Source organism: Geobacillus sp. BMUD (assembly GCF_013096845.1).
Taxonomy (GTDB): domain Bacteria; phylum Bacillota; class Bacilli; order Bacillales; family Anoxybacillaceae; genus Geobacillus; species Geobacillus vulcani.
Window position 1 is genome coordinate 86,042 of the sequence record NZ_SDLA01000010.1, and the last position, 16,343, is coordinate 102,384.

Sequence of the window (16,343 nt, forward strand, 5' to 3'; positions counted from 1 at the left end):
AAACCTTGTGGCATTGGCTTCTCGTTTTACGTCATCGGCCATAAAGCAGGGGCGAGCGCACGAGCCTTTGTCAGGCTTCGAACGTCAGCGGGCGAACGTTGATGGATGGGCACGAAAATCTTTGATCGGCTCTGAAACGCAACCAACGCCCTCTGTCCGTTAGCCGCCAAAATCAACCGAACAGCGCACGAAGCCACCCGCCGACGAAGGAAACGAGAACAACCGCCCATGCTGGCCACTTCCAGACGGCAAGCAGCAGAAAGGCGACGAGGACAAAGGCAAAATCGGCCGGCTCGTTCACCGCCTTTGTCCAAATCGGATCATACAGCGCCGCAAGCAAAATCCCGACGACAGCGGCGTTAATGCCGGCGAGCGCCGCTTGGAAGCGCGGCTGATGGCGAAGCCAGTGCCAAAACGGAAACGCGCCGAGCACAAGCAAAAATGAGGGGAGGAAAATGCCGATGGTGGCGACAAGCGCACCTTTCCAGCCGAACGCAGCCATGCCGACGTACGCGGCCAAGGTAAACAGCGGCCCTGGAACGGCCTGCGCAGCGCTGTAGCCGGCTAAAAACTGGCTGGCCGTGACCCACCCTTGCGGCACCACTTCCGCTTCCAAAAGCGGCAGCACGACATGCCCGCCGCCAAACACGAGCGCCCCGGCGCGGTAAAAGCTGTCAAACAGCGCGCAAAGCGGTGAATGAATCCAAGCGCGGGCAAGCGGCAGCGCGACAAGCAGCACGGCAAACAAGGAAAGCAACAGAAAACCGATGGAACGGCGAATGAAAGGCGTGATGCCCACGGAAGACGGCTCGACGGTTTGGCGCCGTCCAACCGCGCCGATGGCCCCGGCGATGGCGATCACCGCCACTTGGCTCCATGCCCCCGGCATGAGAAGCACGGCGATCGCCGCTGCGGTCGCAAGCGTGGCCTCCAAGCGGCCGGCAGCGAATTTGCGCGCCATCTCCCATACCGCCTGAGCGACGACCGCGACAGCCGCCAACAGCAAGCCGTGCATCCAGCCCGCCTCTTCCCACGAAGCATGTTGCAGCCAGACGGCAACCAAACTAAGCGCAACCGCCGACGGCAATGTAAACCCTAGCCAAGCCGCCAGCGCCCCCCAGACGCCGGCGCGCATCAGCCCGATGCCGATGCCGATCTGGCTGCTGGCCGGGCCGGGGAGAAATTGGCAAAGGGCGACGAGATCGGCGTACGTTTTGTCGTCGATCCATTTTTTTCGTTTCACGTACTCTTCATAAAAATAGCCAAGATGGGCCACCGGACCGCCAAACGACGTCAAGCCAAGGCGGAGCGCCGTGATCCCGACCTCAAAGACGGAGCCGCGTCGGTCTCCTGCCCGTTGATCCTTTGCAGTCATGGATCCTGCTCCTTTCGTTCACGAGATGGTCATGCTACAATCATATCATCATTCACGAGAGGAGAGAAGATGATGAACGTTCGAACGATGGCGACCAACGGTTTGATCGCCGCTGTGTACATCGCGGTGACAGCGCTCATTCAGCCGTTTGGCTTTACGAACATTCAGTTTCGCGTATCGGAACTATTGAACCACCTCGTTGTATTTCGCCCAACATACGCCATTGGCATCGTGCTTGGGGTCTTTTTCGCCAATTTAATTTTCTCGCCGATCGGCGCGTATGATCTTGTATTCGGCGTCGGCCAGTCGGTGCTGGCGCTTCTGATCACGATCGTTTCCATGCGCTATGTCAAGAACGTTTGGGCGCGCATGGCAGTCAATACATTGTCGTTTACCGTCACAATGGGCCTCATCGCCCTCGAATTAAAGCTCGCGCTCGGTTTTCCGTTTTGGCTCACATGGCTGACGACAGCCATCGGCGAGTTTGTTGTCATGGCACTCGGCGCGCCGATCATGTACGCTGTTGGCCGCCGCTTGGCACCGGAGCTGTTCAATTCCTCCCATCAAGGCCGTTAGCCGCCCCCTTGCGCCTTAGGGGGCTCGCTCCATTCCAAAGGCGCATTCCCCGCAGGCCACAGGGAAAGTCTTGATCAGCCCCATATCGATGTGGACTACGGCATCGAACGGACAGCCCATTCAATGATCAGTGACATCGCAGCAAGCAAGATGACTCCCGCCGTCGTGATCTTCAGCGCCCTTCGCCATCTTGGCGATAGGCCCCGCCCGAAGAACAGCAAGGCCGACCGCGATTCCGCCCACCCACAGGAAGAGGCCGGCCGGGGTGACAAGCTGGCGCCAATCGCTGATCCAAGCGTAGATAATAAGCGTCTGGCAGACAAGCAGAACGCCTACGATGATTCTCACGGTTCTCCCCCCGCCCGATCGAGGCGCCGTGCTGTTGAAATGGGCGGCGCCGGGCGTTTCACCGTTCTTGTCGATTCGAAGCTATGCCAGCAAATCCCGATGATGATGATGGCCAAACCAACGACCGCCCATCCGTTTGGCAACGGAGCTGACAAGAACAGTACTTCACCGATGACGGCAAACATGACTTCCGCGGACTGCGTCGCTTCCACAGCGGCCAGTTTTCGCTCGTTCCCTTTGGCCCGGTCGGTAGCGATAAAAAACAATGTCGTCGCGATGACCCCGGAACTCATGGCCACGATGAACGACTGCATCGTTTGCCCCGCGGACGGCGCCCCTGATGTCAGCCAGCCCATCAACGCGACCACCAGCCAAAACGGCAGACTAGCCATCGTCATCCCCCATACGCGTTGAAACGCATCGAGGCGCCCGGCGCAATGTTCGATCATTTTCCGATTGCCAAGCGGATACGCAAACGCGGCAAGGAGCACAGGAAAGACCCCCAATGCCATTTCGTTCCATGTCAGGCGGCCTGCTTGCTGGAACTGGATCAGAACGACGCCGAACAAAATCAAAAGCGAAATGAAGAGCGCTCGTTTTTCAATCGGACGGCGCACGGACATCGTTCCGTTTTGCGTTTCGATGGTTTTCGTAAACAGCGGGCTAAGCAGAACACCAGCCACAATCGTGCACTGCCATGTCCCGGCCACAAGCCACCCCGGCCCGTAGGCGGCCGCGTAGGTGAGCGGCGCGTAAAACAAGCCGAATCCGACCGTCCCCCAGGTGATCCATACCCGCGGATGGCGCTTGATGTCATGCCAAACCGGGCTGATGTTGCGGCGGAAAAGAACGATGACAAATAGCAGCGGCGCCATAAAGAAAAAGCGAAGCGACGAACTCCACAGCCAGCTGCCGCCAGCTAATTCCATGGAACGATTCAAGATGAACGTGACAGCAAAAAAGAACGAAGCGACAAGGCCGATGGCCATCTCCCGCATCGCCGGTCTCTCCCCTTGTTTGATTGTATTCGCTAGGTGGCGGAATAACTTTATTTTATCGCACGATTGGAAATTTTTCTATTTGTTTTGTTGATTATTTAGAACATAGTTTTATTAGATGAGTATTAAGAGAGAACCCAACCGAAAGTGGTTGCACCGAGCGACAATCCGATCAACACTGTATTCATTCTTCTTTCTGTCACCTCCATTTTCTTTAATTCTTACTTGTCAAATAGGTATTTATGTATTATTCTTAATTTATCCACTATTCCTATTTGTCAGGAGGTTTTTTCATGCCTAAACTCACCTTTTCCTCTGATGTCAAATGGTCTGGCGAAGGAGTACGCTCAGTGGCTGACATTAACGGCAAGCAAGTCATCATTGACGAACCCCCAGCCTTGGGAGGCACTGATCAGGGACCGAATCCCGTAGAGCTGGTCCTAGCTGCACTGGGCGGTTGCATCAATGTACTGGTCTCTCTGTTTGCCAGCCATCACGGGGTCGAACTGAAAGGAGTCCAAGTACACGTAGAAGGGGATTTAGATCCCGATGGCTTTATGGAGAAAGCGGACGTTCGGCCTGGATTCTTAGAAATTCGCTACCATATTGATATTGACTCTCCTTCCGATCCAAAAAACGTCCAAGCCTTGATTGAACACGTTGAACGTGTCTGCCCGGTCAAAGACACCCTAAGGGGCGTACCCACAGTACCTATAATGAATCAAAAAACGTCATAATGTGGAAATGGAAAAGGCTGTCTGGAAAAGTCGCGTGATGACCTTTTCAGACAGCCTCTGTATGGCTTATCCCTATGCCGCTCCATCTACGGGATGCGCGTTTCAGGGCTCATGCAAAGAGCAGTCCCATTGAAAGCCCGATGATCGGATTCCTCTGCTTGTCAATCTGCATCGTTGATTATTGTTGGATTAACTCAATCGGCACAATTTTTCCATTTTCCACCGCGGCCACGACGATTTCCGATTCAAAACCGCCATCGTCGCCGATGCTTGGGACGTTATACACTTTCTTTTCGGCTGGAATGTTTTTTAAGCCGTCGTTCATATGTTCACGGATCGCTTGCGGGTCGTCAACCGAACCGGCAGCTTTCATGGCTTCGACGAACGCGTAAAGCGCCAAATAGTTGTAAGCGGCTTCCGATCCCGGATCTTCATTGAACTTCGCCCGATAGTTTTTCACAAACTCCGGAACGGCCGGTTCGTCTGACTCGATAAGCGGCATGACGCCGATTGAACCTTCCAACATATCATAAGAACCGGTCACTCGCTTCATTTCGTCAAGCTTCGCTTGGTCCATAATAATGAATCCGCCTTTAAAGCCCAGCTCGCGCGCTTGTTTCGCCACTTTTGCCGTCGGCTCCGAAGCGCCGCCGATAAACAGGACATCGGGTTTTTCTTTCAATGCATTCGTGACAATCGTAAAGAAGTCGGTGTCTTTCGTAAAGTCAATCGATGATTTGTAGACGACTTTTCCGCCTTGTTTTTCCCAATACGGCAACAGTTTTTCCGTCCAGTCTTTCCCGTATTGCGTCGCCGTCGGCAAGGCGGCGAGTTTCTTGCCGAAATGCTTCATGGCATAATCGGTAAAAGTCGGGATGTAGCCGTCATAGCGCGGCGGAATGCGCACGGTTAGCTTATTGCCCGTTTGTGTAATTTTCGGCTCGCTCGTATACGCCGCGATGATGAAATTGTCCGTTTGGTTGAACACTTGCAGCGCCATGACGCCGCCGCTGTGCGGAGTGAAAATGATCGGCGTATGATGCTCTTGCACAAGGCGTTTGGCGTTCGCCGCCGTTTCGTTTGGCAAATATTTGTCATCTAATGGGACGAGGTTGATTTTGTATTTCTTTCCTTTCACCTCAAAGCCGCCGTTATTGTTAATCTCTTCTGCCGCCATTTTCAATCCGTTTAACGTCCGTTGGCCATAATAGGCAGCCGGGCCGCTCAGTGGGCCGCTGTAGCCGATGTTGACCGTACCCGTTTCACCGCCTCCTCCTCCGCTATTGTTTCCGCCGTTGGCGTTATTGCTGCTTGGCGAATTGTTGCACGCAGCAAGCATCAACATCATGATGGCCGCGATCATAACAGCGATTGACCATTTTCTTTTTTTCATTCTATTCCCCCCTATTGATTATTTATTATTTTGAATATTTAGATAATATTTAGCACAGCCGTTATTCACCTCCTTTCAGCGCCATCTCCTCTCCTTGCTTTCACTCGTGGACAGGATGAGGTCTATCATGCACCAATGTACGCCTTGCGGACATTGGTGTTGGCCAGCAACTCTTCCGCCGTCCCGGAAGCCACGATCGTTCCATTTTCAAACACATAACCCCGGTTAGCGATCGACAACGCGGCATGGGCATTTTGTTCAGCAAGCAAGATGGTCGTTCCTTCCGCGTTAATTTGTTGGATGGTCGCAAACATTTGCTCGACAATGAGCGGAGCGAGCCCGACCGACGGCTCGTCAAGCAAAAGTACGACAGGGCGCGACATTAAGGCGCGTCCGATAGCGAGCATTTGCTGCTGGCCGCCGCTTAACGATCCGGCTGGCTCATTCTGCTTTTCACGCAAAATGGGAAATAACTCATATACATGTTCCATCGAGCGGCGGATGCCTTGTTTATCCTTTCGATGAACGTAAGCGCCCATCAGCAAATTTTCATATACACTCATGCCAGGAAACAGTTTGCGTCCTTCTGCACACTGCACGACGCCGCGCTGAACGATGCGGTCGGGCGGCAGCGAATCGATGCGCTCGCCATCAAGGCGGATTTCCCCTTGCGCTGGCTTGTGCAGCCCGCTGATCGCGCGAAACAATGTGCTTTTTCCTGCTCCGTTGGCGCCAAGCAAGACAGCGATTTCCCCGCGCTTGACGGAAAACGTCACATCACGAATGGCGGTAAAACTCCCATAGCGGACCGATACGTTTGCAACTTCAAGCACTGGCGCTCCCTCCTAAATACGCTTGAATGACCGCCTTGTTGTTCCGCACTTCCTCAGGCGTTCCTTCCGCGATTTTTTCTCCGTAGTTTAACACCATAATGCGGTCGGCAAGTTTCATGATCATCGACATTTTGTGCTCAATGAGGCAAACGGTCAGGCCGCCTTCTACCATTTTGACGATCAACTCCTCAAGCCCTTCCGTTTCATCCGGGTTGATGCCGGCAGCCGGCTCGTCAAGCAAAACGAGCTCCGGATCGGTCGCCAAGGCAAGCGCGAACGCCACCCGCTTTTTCTGCTCCTGCGATAGATTGGCCACCATCCGATCCGCCACATCGGTCAATCCAACAAAGTCGAGCACTTCCATCGCTTTTTCTTTGCACGCCTGCTCTTCGCGGCGATGCCGTTTCGTGCGCAAAATGGCATCAAATAAGTTGGATGACGTGCGGAGACGATGGCCGATGATGACGTTGTCAATCACCGTCGCCTGTTCAAACAAGTGAGTCGTTTGAAACGTGCGGGCGATGCCAAGTTTCGCTCGTTCGTTCGCCGGCAGTCGGGTAATATCGCGCCCTTTGAACGCAATCGTCCCCGACGTCGGCCGGTACAAGCCGCTGATTAAGTTGAAAAACGTCGATTTGCCGGCTCCATTTGGGCCAATGATGGCGTTGATTTTCCCTTGTTCGACGGAAAACGTGACATCGTTGACCGCTAGAAGCCCACCAAACCGCTTCGTCAACCGTTCGACGTGTAAAAGCATCATCATCCCTCCTTTACATATCGTTCGCTCCGCTCTTGGCGCGAGGCGGCGGCCAGTTCAGCGGCCGCTCGTTTGGTGTCCAACTTAAGGCGGCGCGCTTCTTCACGCTTGGCTTTCAAACGGATGATCCCCCCTGCCATGCCGTGTGGGTAAAAGATGATGAGCAACGTCAGCACCGGACCGAAAATCAACATCCGGTAATCTTGCAAAAACTGCAATTGTTGGGACAAAAACGTAATCAGCAGCGTGCCGACCACTGGACCAGCGAGCGTACCGATCCCGCCGACAAGCAAATACGTTAAAAAGTCGAACATGACGCTGACGTACGCAATGTCCGGACCAAGAAAGCGGATAAACGAGGCGTACAGCGCTCCAGCAAGCGATGTAAAAAAGACCGACAGAACAAACGAGGCGAGTTTGTTTTTCATCGTCGAGATGCCAAGCGTCAACGCGAGCTCCTCACTGTTGCGAATGGCGATGTACGTCCGCCCGGTCAACGAATAGACAAGGCGGTACATGGTAAAGATCACCGCAACCAAGAAACATAACACCAAATAATATTGGGCGACGGGCGTTTGAAACGAGAGCGGACCGATGTCCGCCGGCGCCGGGATGCCAATAAACCCGCGCACCCCGCCGGTTAAACTGTCCCATTTGTCAATGATCAAATAGATAATGTAGCCGACACAAAGCGTATAAATGGCGAAAAAGTGCTCTTTCGTCCGCAGTGCAACAAGGCCGACGAAAACGCCAATCAACGTTGTCAACAAGCAAGCCGATACGAAAGCGAGCCAAAATGGCCAACCGACTTTTACCGTCAAAATGCCGAGCGAATAGGCGCCGATCGCAAAAAAACCAGCGTGGGCGAGAGACAGGTAGCCGGTATAGCCGGTAAACAAGTTCAAACCATATACCGCAATCATCCAAATATAGGAAATGGTCATCATATGCAAATAATACCCATTTGTGACCAAAAGCGGAAAAAGAATCGCCAGCGCGATGAGGACAGCCAGCCATAGGCGCCGTTTTTCGAAAATGGCCATCAACGTCCCTCCTTGGCAAACAGTCCGTTCGGTTTGACTGTTAAAATGATGACGAGAATGGCGAAGGCGATAATGTCTTTGTAGTCGTTCGACACGTACGTCGCCCCCAAGCTCTCGCTGAATCCTAAAATATAACCGCCGACAATGGCGCCTGGGATGCTCCCCATGCCGCCGAGAATGATAATGACAAACGCTTTCAAGATGACGAGATGGCCCATGCCGGGAAACACAAGGTTGATCGGTGAAGCGAGCGATGCGGCGAGCGCGGCCAAACTGCCGGAAAGAAGAAACGTCAACATGGCGACTTTATTCGTATTGATGCCGACCAAATTCGCCCCTTCGCGGTTTTGCGCCATCGCGATGATGGAAGCTCCGATGAACGTCTTTTTCAAGAAGAGGTAAAGCAAGATCATGATGATGACAGCGGATGCGATGATGAGAATGCGTTGAACCGTCAAGGTCAAGCCGAACATGCTGACAACGTCGCCATATGGGGTCGGCATCGTCTGATAGTCCGCCCCCCAGACGAACTGGGCGAACGCTTCCAAAAACAGCAAGATCCCGATCGCTGCGATTTTATCATGAAGAGGCGGCGCGTCGCGAAGCGGATAAAACACCAGCCGCTCCATCAAGACGCCAAGCAGCCCGACAACAATCATCGACACAACAACGGCCAACGCATACGGCAGCCCGAGCTTCGTCATGGCCGTCAGCGTCACATAACCGCCCATCATATACAGTGCGCCGTGGGCGAAGTTGGGAATATGCAAAATGCCGTAAACGAGCGTCAACCCTAATGCAACGAGGCTGTAAACGCTTCCAACCGTCAATCCATTTAACAGTTGCTGAATGAACAACTCCATCCCGATCCCCCCTTGTCTGCCGCTCAACCTAATCAGCGAAACAACCAATCCATCAGTTCAGCGGCCCCTCTGCTCCTTTGTCCATCTCCACGTTCCCATTGGACGTCCGAATGCCGTTTAAAATAAAATCAACGTAAATATCGGTCAGCTCTTCTTCCGAAACGCTCCCATCCGGTTGAAACCAGTAATAGCTCCAGTTCGTGATCCCAAGCAGGCCGAAGGTGATCATTTCCGCGTTGAGGGATGGCTTAAACTCGCCGTGAGCAATCCCGTCCTGAATGAGCTGTTCATACCGTTTGCGGAACTCCCGCCGCTTGGCGCGGATTTCCGCCAAATGGTCATCAGCCAAATGCCGCATTTCGCGGAAGAAAATGCGGGCGCTTTTCTTCCGCGTGCGAATGTTGCGGATGACCATATAGACGATCTCCCGCAGTTTCTCCGTGCAGCTTGCCTCTGCGTTTTCGAGGATGTGCTCCTGCTGCAGCAACAAATCATCCAAATAAGAAATACAAATATCGCAGAGCAGCTCTTCTTTGCTTTTGTAATAGTAATAAAAGGCTCCTTTCGTTGCCCCGACTGTTTCGACGATTTCCTGCACCGACGTTTCTTTGAATCCTTTGCGTTCAAACAACTCAATGGCGACTTCCCTTAATCTTTCTTTCATCCTCCACAGTCTCCAATGCGTCATTCTCTCTCAATAATCGTTGCGATGCCTTGGCCGCCGCCGATGCACGCGGTAACAAGCGCGTATTTTCCGCCGCGGCGCCTCAGTTCATACACCGCTTTGGTGATCAAAATCGCCCCCGTCGCGCCGAGCGGATGGCCGTGGGCGATGGCGCCGCCGTTGACATTCACTTTTTCCGGATCCATCTCAAGCTCGCGGTCGCAGGCGATCACTTGCGCGGCGAACGCTTCATTGATTTCAATTATGTCCATCTCATCAAGTGTCAGTCCGGCTTTGGCGAGCACTTTTCTTGTCGCCGGCACCGGGCCGATGCCCATGATGTTCGGATCCACTCCGGCAACCGCATAGGCGCGGATGACGGCAAGCGGCTTTAAGCCAAGCTCCTCTGCTTTTTCCCGCGACATGATGACGAGCGCCGACGCTCCATCGTTCAATCCAGAACTGTTCCCGGCCGTCACCGTTCCGCCTTCCAAAAACGCCGGCGGCAACTTCGATAACGCTTCCATTGTCGTGTTCGGGCGCGGATGTTCGTCCGTATCGAAGACGAACGGTTCACCTTTTTTCACTGGAACGGCAATCGGCACGATTTGCTCGTCAAACCGCCCTTCCTGCATGGCGCGCGCCATGCGCTGCTGGCTGCGCAAAGCGAACGCGTCCTGTTCTTCGCGGCTGATGCCGTACTTTTTGGCCAAGTTTTCCGCCGTGATGCCCATCGGCGGGTCGCCGATTTCTTTCGGCGACAGCTGCGATTTGCGGAAACTGGGCGGCGTCGAGCTGTACGGCTTTTCCGGCCGATCCATCAAATACGGCGCGCGGCTCATGCTTTCCACCCCACCAGCGATATACACATCTCCATCGCCGGCCCAAATGGCTTGCGCCGCTAAATTGACGGCGTTAATGCCTGATCCGCACTGGCGATCGACCGTCAGCCCCGTCAGCTCGAGCGACAGGCCGGTTTGCAACGCCGTCAGCCGGGCGATATTGCCGCCCCCGCTTAAAACATTGCCCATAATGACATCATCGACAAGCTCCGGTCCGATGTTGGCCCGCCGCATCGCTTCCTTGATCACTTCCGCCCCGTAAATATGCGCCGGCAGCGTCGCCAAAGCCCCTCCTTGGCGAGCGATGGCCGTTCGTACGGCCGACACAATGACAGCATCCCGTTTCACTCTGCCCCCTCCTCATCCCCTTTGTCTATGGACTCCGGCAACCGCGCATGGCGGCTGCCGCCGGAGCCGCTTTACTCATATAGCGAGAATAGAACTTCGCCTTTGACGACGTCTTTGCCATGTTGGTTGACAGCAGCAACGTCAAAACGAATCGTCTTGTCTCCTTTTTCCTTCACCGTTGCTTTTAAGGTGATGACGTCGTTTAAAAACACCATCGACTGGAAGCGGACGAAATAGTCTTGAACAAACCCTTCTTCGTAATAAGGGGTGAACAGCTTAGCCAGATTCCCCATCGTCCACATGCCGTGGGCGATAATGCCTGGCAGTCCCGCTTTTTTCGCCTCTTCATCAATCGTATGGATCGGATTGTAATCGCCGGATGCGCCGGCATATTTGATTAAGTCAAGCCGAGATACCGGCGGAAGCGTCACTTCGGGAAGCGATTGCCCCACTTGCCAATCACGGATCGTCGTCATACGCTCATCGCCTTTCTAACCGCCTCGTTCATAATGATCGTCGAGGTCGAAGTAAAAACGAGATTCCCATCAGGGTCTTCGCCGTTGTTGGCGATGACCAAAAAGCCGAGCAGGCCCATGCTGCTTTGCTTTTCATAGTAATCTTTCACTTCCGCATAGCAATACAGCTCTTCGCCGACAAACAGCGGGCGCTCGTAATGGAAACGCTGCTCGCCGTGGATGAGCCCTTTTGCCGGCAGCTTCAATCCTTCAATGACGCCGTAGTCAAACACGCGCGGAAACGTCGGCGGGGCGATATTGCGCCCGTAGCGCGACCGCTTCCCTGTTTCTTCATCCCAATAAATAGGATTCGGGTCGCCGATCGCTTCGGCAAACTTTTTCACCGCCCCGCGCTCAACGACGTTTTTTACTTTCGTCGACCGTCTTCCGATGTCATGCTGATACATGTTCGCCCCCCCTTGTGTTCAACATTTCGGACCGCCGGCGACATACAGCACTTGGCCGTTGACAAACGACGATCGCTCATCGGCGAAAAAGGCGACGGCATGGGCGATGTCTTCCGGACGCCCGCTGCGTCCGACCGGGATGGTGGCGACGCTCGCTTGGATGAGTTGCTCAAACGAAATGCCAAGCCGCTCAGCCGTTGCTTTCGTCATATCGGTTTCAATAAACCCGGGAGCGACGGCGTTCGTCGTGATGCCGAATTTGCCAAGCTCGATCGCCAGCGTTTTCGTAAATCCTTGGATGCCGGCTTTCGCCGCCGAATAGTTCGCCTGGCCGCGGTTGCCGAGCGCTGACGTCGACGAAATGTTGATGATGCGCCCGTACCCTTTTTCGACCATATATTTTTGTGCGGCGCGGGCGCAGTAAAACGCCCCTTTCAAATGGACGTCCATGACGGTTTGCCAATCGTCATCGGTCATTTTAAACAGCAAGTTGTCGCGAATGACCCCGGCGTTATTGACAAGAATATCGAGCGAACCGAACTGATCGACGACCTCTTGCATCGTCGCTTCTACTTGTTCACGGTCGGTGACGCTCGCCACCTTGGCGTAAACGTCATACCCTTTCTCCCGCAGCTCTGCAGCCGTCGCTTCAAGGGCTTCTGCATTTAAATCAATGAACGCCACTTTCGCTCCTTCTTCGGCAAAACGGGTGACAATCGCCTTGCCAATGCCGCGGCTCCCTCCGGTCACAAACGCCACTCTTCCAGCAAATCGTTGAATCATCGCTTTCTCCTCCCTTTCGACAACGCTTTCATTTTTTTAGATGAACTGCCCAAGCTTAACGTGCCCTTTGATCAAATTGCGGGCAATAATGAGGCGCTGAATTTCATCCGTGCCGTCGTAAATGCGCCACAATCTCGCTTCACGGTACCAGCGCTCGATCGGCATTTCTTTCGTATAGCCCATCCCACCGTGGATTTGCAACACCCGGTCGACAACGCGGTTGCCCATGTTGGCGCCAAACAGTTTCGCCATTGATGCTAAATGGCGATTGTCTTCCCCTTGATCAAGCGTAAACGCCGCGTTCAACACGAGCCATTTCGCCGCCTCGATTTCCACCGCCGAATCGGCGATCATCCATTGAATCGCTTGTCGTTCGGCGATCGGTTTGCCGAATGTGACACGCTCTTTCGCATAGTCGATGGCCATTTGCAGCAGCCGCTCCGCCGCTCCGACTGCACGGGCGCCGACGACCCAGCGGGCGTAGCCGATCCACTCAAGCCCCAGTTGATAGCCATGATGCAGTTCGCCTAAAATGTTTTCCTCGGGCACGCGCACATTTTCGAAAATGAGACTGGCCGGTGTCGCTGGCCCCATCGTATGTATCGGTTCCGAACGCCAGCCCATCTCGCGGTCGACGATGAAGCACGTCACCCCTTCGCGGCCTTTGGAAGCCTGGTGCCGCTCTTTGTCCGTAATGGCGATGACCATGACAAAATCAGCGTCATTGCCGCCGGTAATGAATGTCTTCTCCCCGTTTAACACCCATTCGTTCCCATCTTTGATCGCTGTCATTTGAATGTTGCGCGTATCGGACCCCGCTCCCGGCTCGGTCATGGCAAAGCACGATTTTTTCTCGCCGTTGATCGTTGGAATCAAATATTTTTTCTTTTGCTCCTCGTTGGCGTAATATAAAATATTGTCCGCCGATCCGCCAAACTGGAACGGAACGAACGTTTTCGATACTTCCATGAGCACGATGGCCTGCATGACGTGGCCCAAATTTGCGCCGCCGTATTCTTCCGGCGTGTTGATCCCCCAAAAACCCGATTCTTTCGCTTTGAGCTGCAGCTCTTTTAATTTTTCGGGCGGAAGCCCAGGCTTCCCTTCCCGTTCGTTGCGCAATACTTCATTTTCGAGCGGCATCAATTCTTTTTCGACAAACTTGCGGATCGCTTTTTGCACCATACGTTGTTCATCCGTTAATCGCAAATGCATGATTGTCCCCTCCGTTTTTCGTTGCGCCTGAACCCCTATCTCTAAATACCAACCGGTTGGTATGTCATCTTTATTATATCGGAATGTTCTGAAAAGTACAATGCTGTTTTTACGTTTTTTTGTCCAAGAAGTTGTTTTTTTCAAAGAGATGCAACCGCTTGCCTCCGTCGCGCCAAGGCGTGACGGAAGATCGAACAACCGCCTGCTTCAAAGACCCATCTATAGGCCTGGAAGCGGCATTGTTCGGTCGCCCGACAGTCGATCCAATCCTTGGTAAAAGCTGCAAATGGGAAAGCTTCAAAAATAATATATTGCAACCGATGCGGCCATAAAGTCCTATTATTCAACCTGCATATACCGACGTACATGTTGAACCGTTTCCCCAATCCCGCCATAAATGACAAGATCAAACATCCCGTCCATTCTTGTCACTGTTTTGTTGATCAATACTTTCTTTGTCGCCGGCGACTCAGCGGCGACGTAGAACGGAATTTGGTTGGCGGGAGCCACTTCCAGACTTGTTCCCATCGCCAGCAACAAGTCGCTGGCAGCCGCCGCGGCAAACGCTTCTTCCATGCGCGGCACGAGTCCGCCAAACAAGACGACATCCGGCTTCAAAATCGTCTCGCACTTGCCGCAGCGCGGAACGTCACTGCGATTGATGAATGCTAAATCATAGATCTCGCCGCACGACTGGCATGTCGCCGTCTGCAACGTGCCGTGCAGCTCAATGACATTTGTGCTCCCCGCTTTCGTATGCAGCCCGTCAATATTTTGCGTCAAAATCGTCACCGTCTTGCCCATCTCCTCAAGCCAACGGAGAAACCGATGCCCCTCATTCGGCGCAAAGCCTCCCATCATTTTTAATGAAAACATCCGCTTGAATCGACGCCAAAAATCAACCGGATCTTTTTTGTAATAATGCTCTGATAAATAATATTCAACATGGTCTTCTTGGGCGTAAAGGCCGTTTTCGCTGCGAAAATCAGGGATGCCGGACTCCGTGCTCATCCCGGCCCCGGTCAGGACAGCAATCGTGTCAGCCTCGCGAATCCATTGCGCCAACCGCTCGATGGAACTCACGCCATTTCTCTCCCTTCCTCTACCAACTTCTTGGTTTTGCCAGTGTCTCCTTCGGTTCTTTTCGCGGCCATACTGTATAGCTGAAACTCCAGACAAAATCAACCACCAAAACCAACGTCCAACGGCCTGCCATCACCAACAGTTCTTTCGCTTTCGACATATCGCCTACGAACCAAACCATGGCCAACAAAATCGCTTGACCGATCGCCCAAGCCCCCAGGTGACGATACCACCCTAGGCGTTCGTGCTTTGCATGCTCCTTCCCGAAGAGAAGAGATTTTTTCGGCTTAGGCATTTTCAAAAAAAGGTGAACAAACTGATTATCTGCCCATTGGATCATGCGACGTCCATACACAACGGACACAGCGATATAAACAGCTGCCAATGAATGGGATAACTTCGCTGTCTGCCCGTGCGCTAAGTCTACAACCGACACAACTAGTAAAATAAGATCTGCCAAAATGGTGCATAAAAAAAGGCATACACTGGTCATTTTCCATTTTAACATATAACGCGTGAACAATCCGGATATGACGAACACCCAAAACAGCACTTCACATGCGATAATCAGCCAACCAATGATATGGACCGCCTCCTTTTTAATACATTTGTGTCAAAAAAATAGTAACACAATTGTATTAAAAAAACAACTGTGTTACACTAGATATATGCCCAAAATAGTAGATCACGAAAAGCAGAGGAAACGAATTGCAGAAGCGACATGGACCGTGATCATGCGGGACGGCATCGAAAAAGCAACCGTGCGAAATATCGCTAAAGAGGCAGGAATGTCCGCCGGGGCGCTGCGCTATTATTTTACTTCCCAATCGGAGTTGTTAGCCTTTTCGATGAAGCTTGTCTCTGAACGGGTGCGGGAGCGGGTTGAGGCCATCCCTCCCTCCATCCCGCCCCTTGAAGGAGTCAAGCGTTGTCTCCTTGAACTTCTGCCGTTAACCGATGAAACCAAAAAAGAAATGGAGGTGTGGCTTGTTTTTACACAAAGGGCACTTTGGGATCCCGCACTCCAACCACTGAGCGAACAAATATACCATCAGTTGCAAACGGCCATGAAAAGGCTGCTTGAACTGTTGCGCGATCTCGGGCTGTTAAGGTCTGATGTGTCGATTGAGTTGGAAACAGAGCGCCTATACGCATTGGTTGACGGCTTAGCGATGCACGGCATCATGCAACCTGGCAAGCTATCTCCTTCACAAATCGAAGAAATTATCGAATATCACTTACGCTCCATTTGCCGTTAAGACAAATGGAGCGTAGCTTATTTTGGTGCTTAACAAAACGGCAACCGTCAAACGGCGACAAACAAAAGACAGGTGATCTTGCCGCTTTCTCTTCGATGGAGCGCCAACTAAGTTTACTCTTGCCAAAACATCCGTGAACTACCCCCACTTAATTTTCTAGCGAAAATTTGAAGTGGGGGCTTCCAAAGAAGTTTGACTGCTTCAAGCAATCCTTATTCTTTGAGGCGTGTCCACTTCGCCGCTAGAGCATAAGACACTCAGGTCTACAGCTTTACTTTTCTTTAAGATGTTTAATGCGCCATTG

19 protein-coding genes are annotated in these 16,343 nt (G+C 52.9%); 3 read left to right on the forward strand and 16 right to left on the reverse strand.

Annotated features, from left to right (window positions below; all coding sequences use genetic code 11):
- Positions 1 to 172: 172 nt before the first annotated feature.
- Positions 173 to 1,375 carry a chromate efflux transporter gene (chrA, locus tag ETC05_RS12140; RefSeq protein WP_171661095.1) on the reverse strand — a complete coding sequence of 401 codons (1,203 nt, stop codon included), beginning with the start codon at positions 1,373 to 1,375 and terminating at the stop codon, positions 173 to 175.
- Between the two features lie 72 nt (positions 1,376 to 1,447).
- Here chrA and ETC05_RS12145 point away from each other — a divergent pair, with 72 nt between their 5' ends.
- A complete protein-coding gene (locus ETC05_RS12145) occupies positions 1,448 to 1,951 on the forward strand; it encodes a QueT transporter family protein (RefSeq protein ID WP_171661096.1) in 504 nt (167 codons plus the stop codon).
- A 120-nt stretch (positions 1,952 to 2,071) separates the two neighbouring features.
- Here ETC05_RS12145 and ETC05_RS12150 read toward each other — a convergent pair whose 3' ends face one another.
- Both ETC05_RS12150 and ETC05_RS12155 read right to left on the reverse strand, forming a co-directional pair.
- On the reverse strand, positions 2,072 to 2,299 hold the full coding sequence (locus tag ETC05_RS12150) for a hypothetical protein (protein WP_253264008.1): 228 nt from the start codon (positions 2,297 to 2,299) through the stop codon (positions 2,072 to 2,074).
- Positions 2,296 to 3,297 (reverse strand): DMT family transporter, encoded by a 1,002-nt coding sequence (locus tag ETC05_RS12155; RefSeq protein ID WP_171661097.1) that lies wholly within the window; start codon positions 3,295 to 3,297, stop codon positions 2,296 to 2,298. Before ETC05_RS12155 ends, ETC05_RS12150 begins: the two co-directional genes overlap by 4 nt.
- 293 nt (positions 3,298 to 3,590) lie before the next feature.
- Between ETC05_RS12155 and ETC05_RS12160 the strand changes: the two genes are divergently transcribed.
- Positions 3,591 to 4,034, forward strand: a complete 444-nt coding sequence (locus tag ETC05_RS12160; protein ID WP_031409611.1) for an OsmC family protein — start codon at positions 3,591 to 3,593, stop codon at positions 4,032 to 4,034.
- 178 nt (positions 4,035 to 4,212) lie between these two features.
- Here the strand turns inward: ETC05_RS12160 and ETC05_RS12165 are convergent, their stop codons facing one another.
- The 13 genes from ETC05_RS12165 to ETC05_RS12225 form a co-directional block, all read right to left on the reverse strand.
- Positions 4,213 to 5,427: an ABC transporter substrate-binding protein gene (locus ETC05_RS12165; RefSeq protein WP_031409613.1), complete on the reverse strand. Its 1,215-nt coding sequence runs from the start codon at positions 5,425 to 5,427 to the stop codon at positions 4,213 to 4,215.
- 125 nt (positions 5,428 to 5,552) lie between these two features.
- A complete protein-coding gene (locus tag ETC05_RS12170) occupies positions 5,553 to 6,260 on the reverse strand; it encodes an ABC transporter ATP-binding protein (RefSeq protein ID WP_171661098.1) in 708 nt (235 codons plus the stop codon).
- Positions 6,253 to 7,017, reverse strand: a complete 765-nt coding sequence (locus ETC05_RS12175; protein WP_171661099.1) for an ABC transporter ATP-binding protein — start codon at positions 7,015 to 7,017, stop codon at positions 6,253 to 6,255. Before ETC05_RS12175 ends, ETC05_RS12170 begins: the two co-directional genes overlap by 8 nt.
- Positions 7,018 to 7,019: 2 nt before the next feature.
- On the reverse strand, positions 7,020 to 8,060 hold the full coding sequence (locus ETC05_RS12180) for a branched-chain amino acid ABC transporter permease (RefSeq protein WP_171661100.1): 1,041 nt from the start codon (positions 8,058 to 8,060) through the stop codon (positions 7,020 to 7,022).
- Entirely contained in the window at positions 8,060 to 8,923 is an 864-nt protein-coding gene (locus tag ETC05_RS12185) for a branched-chain amino acid ABC transporter permease (protein ID WP_171661101.1), read from the reverse strand. The genes ETC05_RS12180 and ETC05_RS12185 overlap by 1 nt, the downstream gene beginning before the upstream one ends.
- 52 nt (positions 8,924 to 8,975) lie before the next feature.
- On the reverse strand, positions 8,976 to 9,587 hold the full coding sequence (locus ETC05_RS12190; RefSeq protein WP_171661102.1) for a TetR/AcrR family transcriptional regulator: 612 nt from the start codon (positions 9,585 to 9,587) through the stop codon (positions 8,976 to 8,978).
- A gap of 20 nt (positions 9,588 to 9,607) precedes the next feature.
- Complete coding sequence (locus tag ETC05_RS12195) at positions 9,608 to 10,777, reverse strand: thiolase family protein (RefSeq protein WP_171661103.1); 1,170 nt, start codon at positions 10,775 to 10,777, stop codon at positions 9,608 to 9,610.
- A 71-nt stretch (positions 10,778 to 10,848) separates the two neighbouring features.
- Entirely contained in the window at positions 10,849 to 11,253 is a 405-nt protein-coding gene (locus ETC05_RS12200) for a MaoC family dehydratase (protein ID WP_031409628.1), read from the reverse strand.
- Positions 11,250 to 11,699: a MaoC family dehydratase N-terminal domain-containing protein gene (locus ETC05_RS12205; RefSeq protein WP_031409630.1), complete on the reverse strand. Its 450-nt coding sequence runs from the start codon at positions 11,697 to 11,699 to the stop codon at positions 11,250 to 11,252. The genes ETC05_RS12200 and ETC05_RS12205 overlap by 4 nt, the downstream gene beginning before the upstream one ends.
- A gap of 18 nt (positions 11,700 to 11,717) precedes the next feature.
- Positions 11,718 to 12,482 carry a beta-ketoacyl-ACP reductase gene (locus ETC05_RS12210; protein WP_031409632.1) on the reverse strand — a complete coding sequence of 255 codons (765 nt, stop codon included), beginning with the start codon at positions 12,480 to 12,482 and terminating at the stop codon, positions 11,718 to 11,720.
- Between the two features lie 36 nt (positions 12,483 to 12,518).
- The gene (locus tag ETC05_RS12215; RefSeq protein WP_031409635.1) at positions 12,519 to 13,697 is read right to left on the reverse strand and encodes an acyl-CoA dehydrogenase family protein; all 1,179 of its coding nucleotides are present in this window, start codon (positions 13,695 to 13,697) and stop codon (positions 12,519 to 12,521) included.
- A gap of 339 nt (positions 13,698 to 14,036) precedes the next feature.
- The gene (locus ETC05_RS12220) at positions 14,037 to 14,780 is read right to left on the reverse strand and encodes an NAD-dependent protein deacylase (RefSeq protein ID WP_031409637.1); all 744 of its coding nucleotides are present in this window, start codon (positions 14,778 to 14,780) and stop codon (positions 14,037 to 14,039) included.
- Positions 14,781 to 14,799: 19 nt separating this feature from the next.
- A complete protein-coding gene (locus ETC05_RS12225) occupies positions 14,800 to 15,363 on the reverse strand; it encodes a hypothetical protein (protein WP_031409639.1) in 564 nt (187 codons plus the stop codon).
- Between the two features lie 85 nt (positions 15,364 to 15,448).
- Between ETC05_RS12225 and ETC05_RS12230 the strand changes: the two genes are divergently transcribed.
- Positions 15,449 to 16,039 (forward strand): TetR/AcrR family transcriptional regulator, encoded by a 591-nt coding sequence (locus tag ETC05_RS12230; protein ID WP_171661106.1) that lies wholly within the window; start codon positions 15,449 to 15,451, stop codon positions 16,037 to 16,039.
- The last annotated feature ends 304 nt before the right edge of the window (positions 16,040 to 16,343 follow it).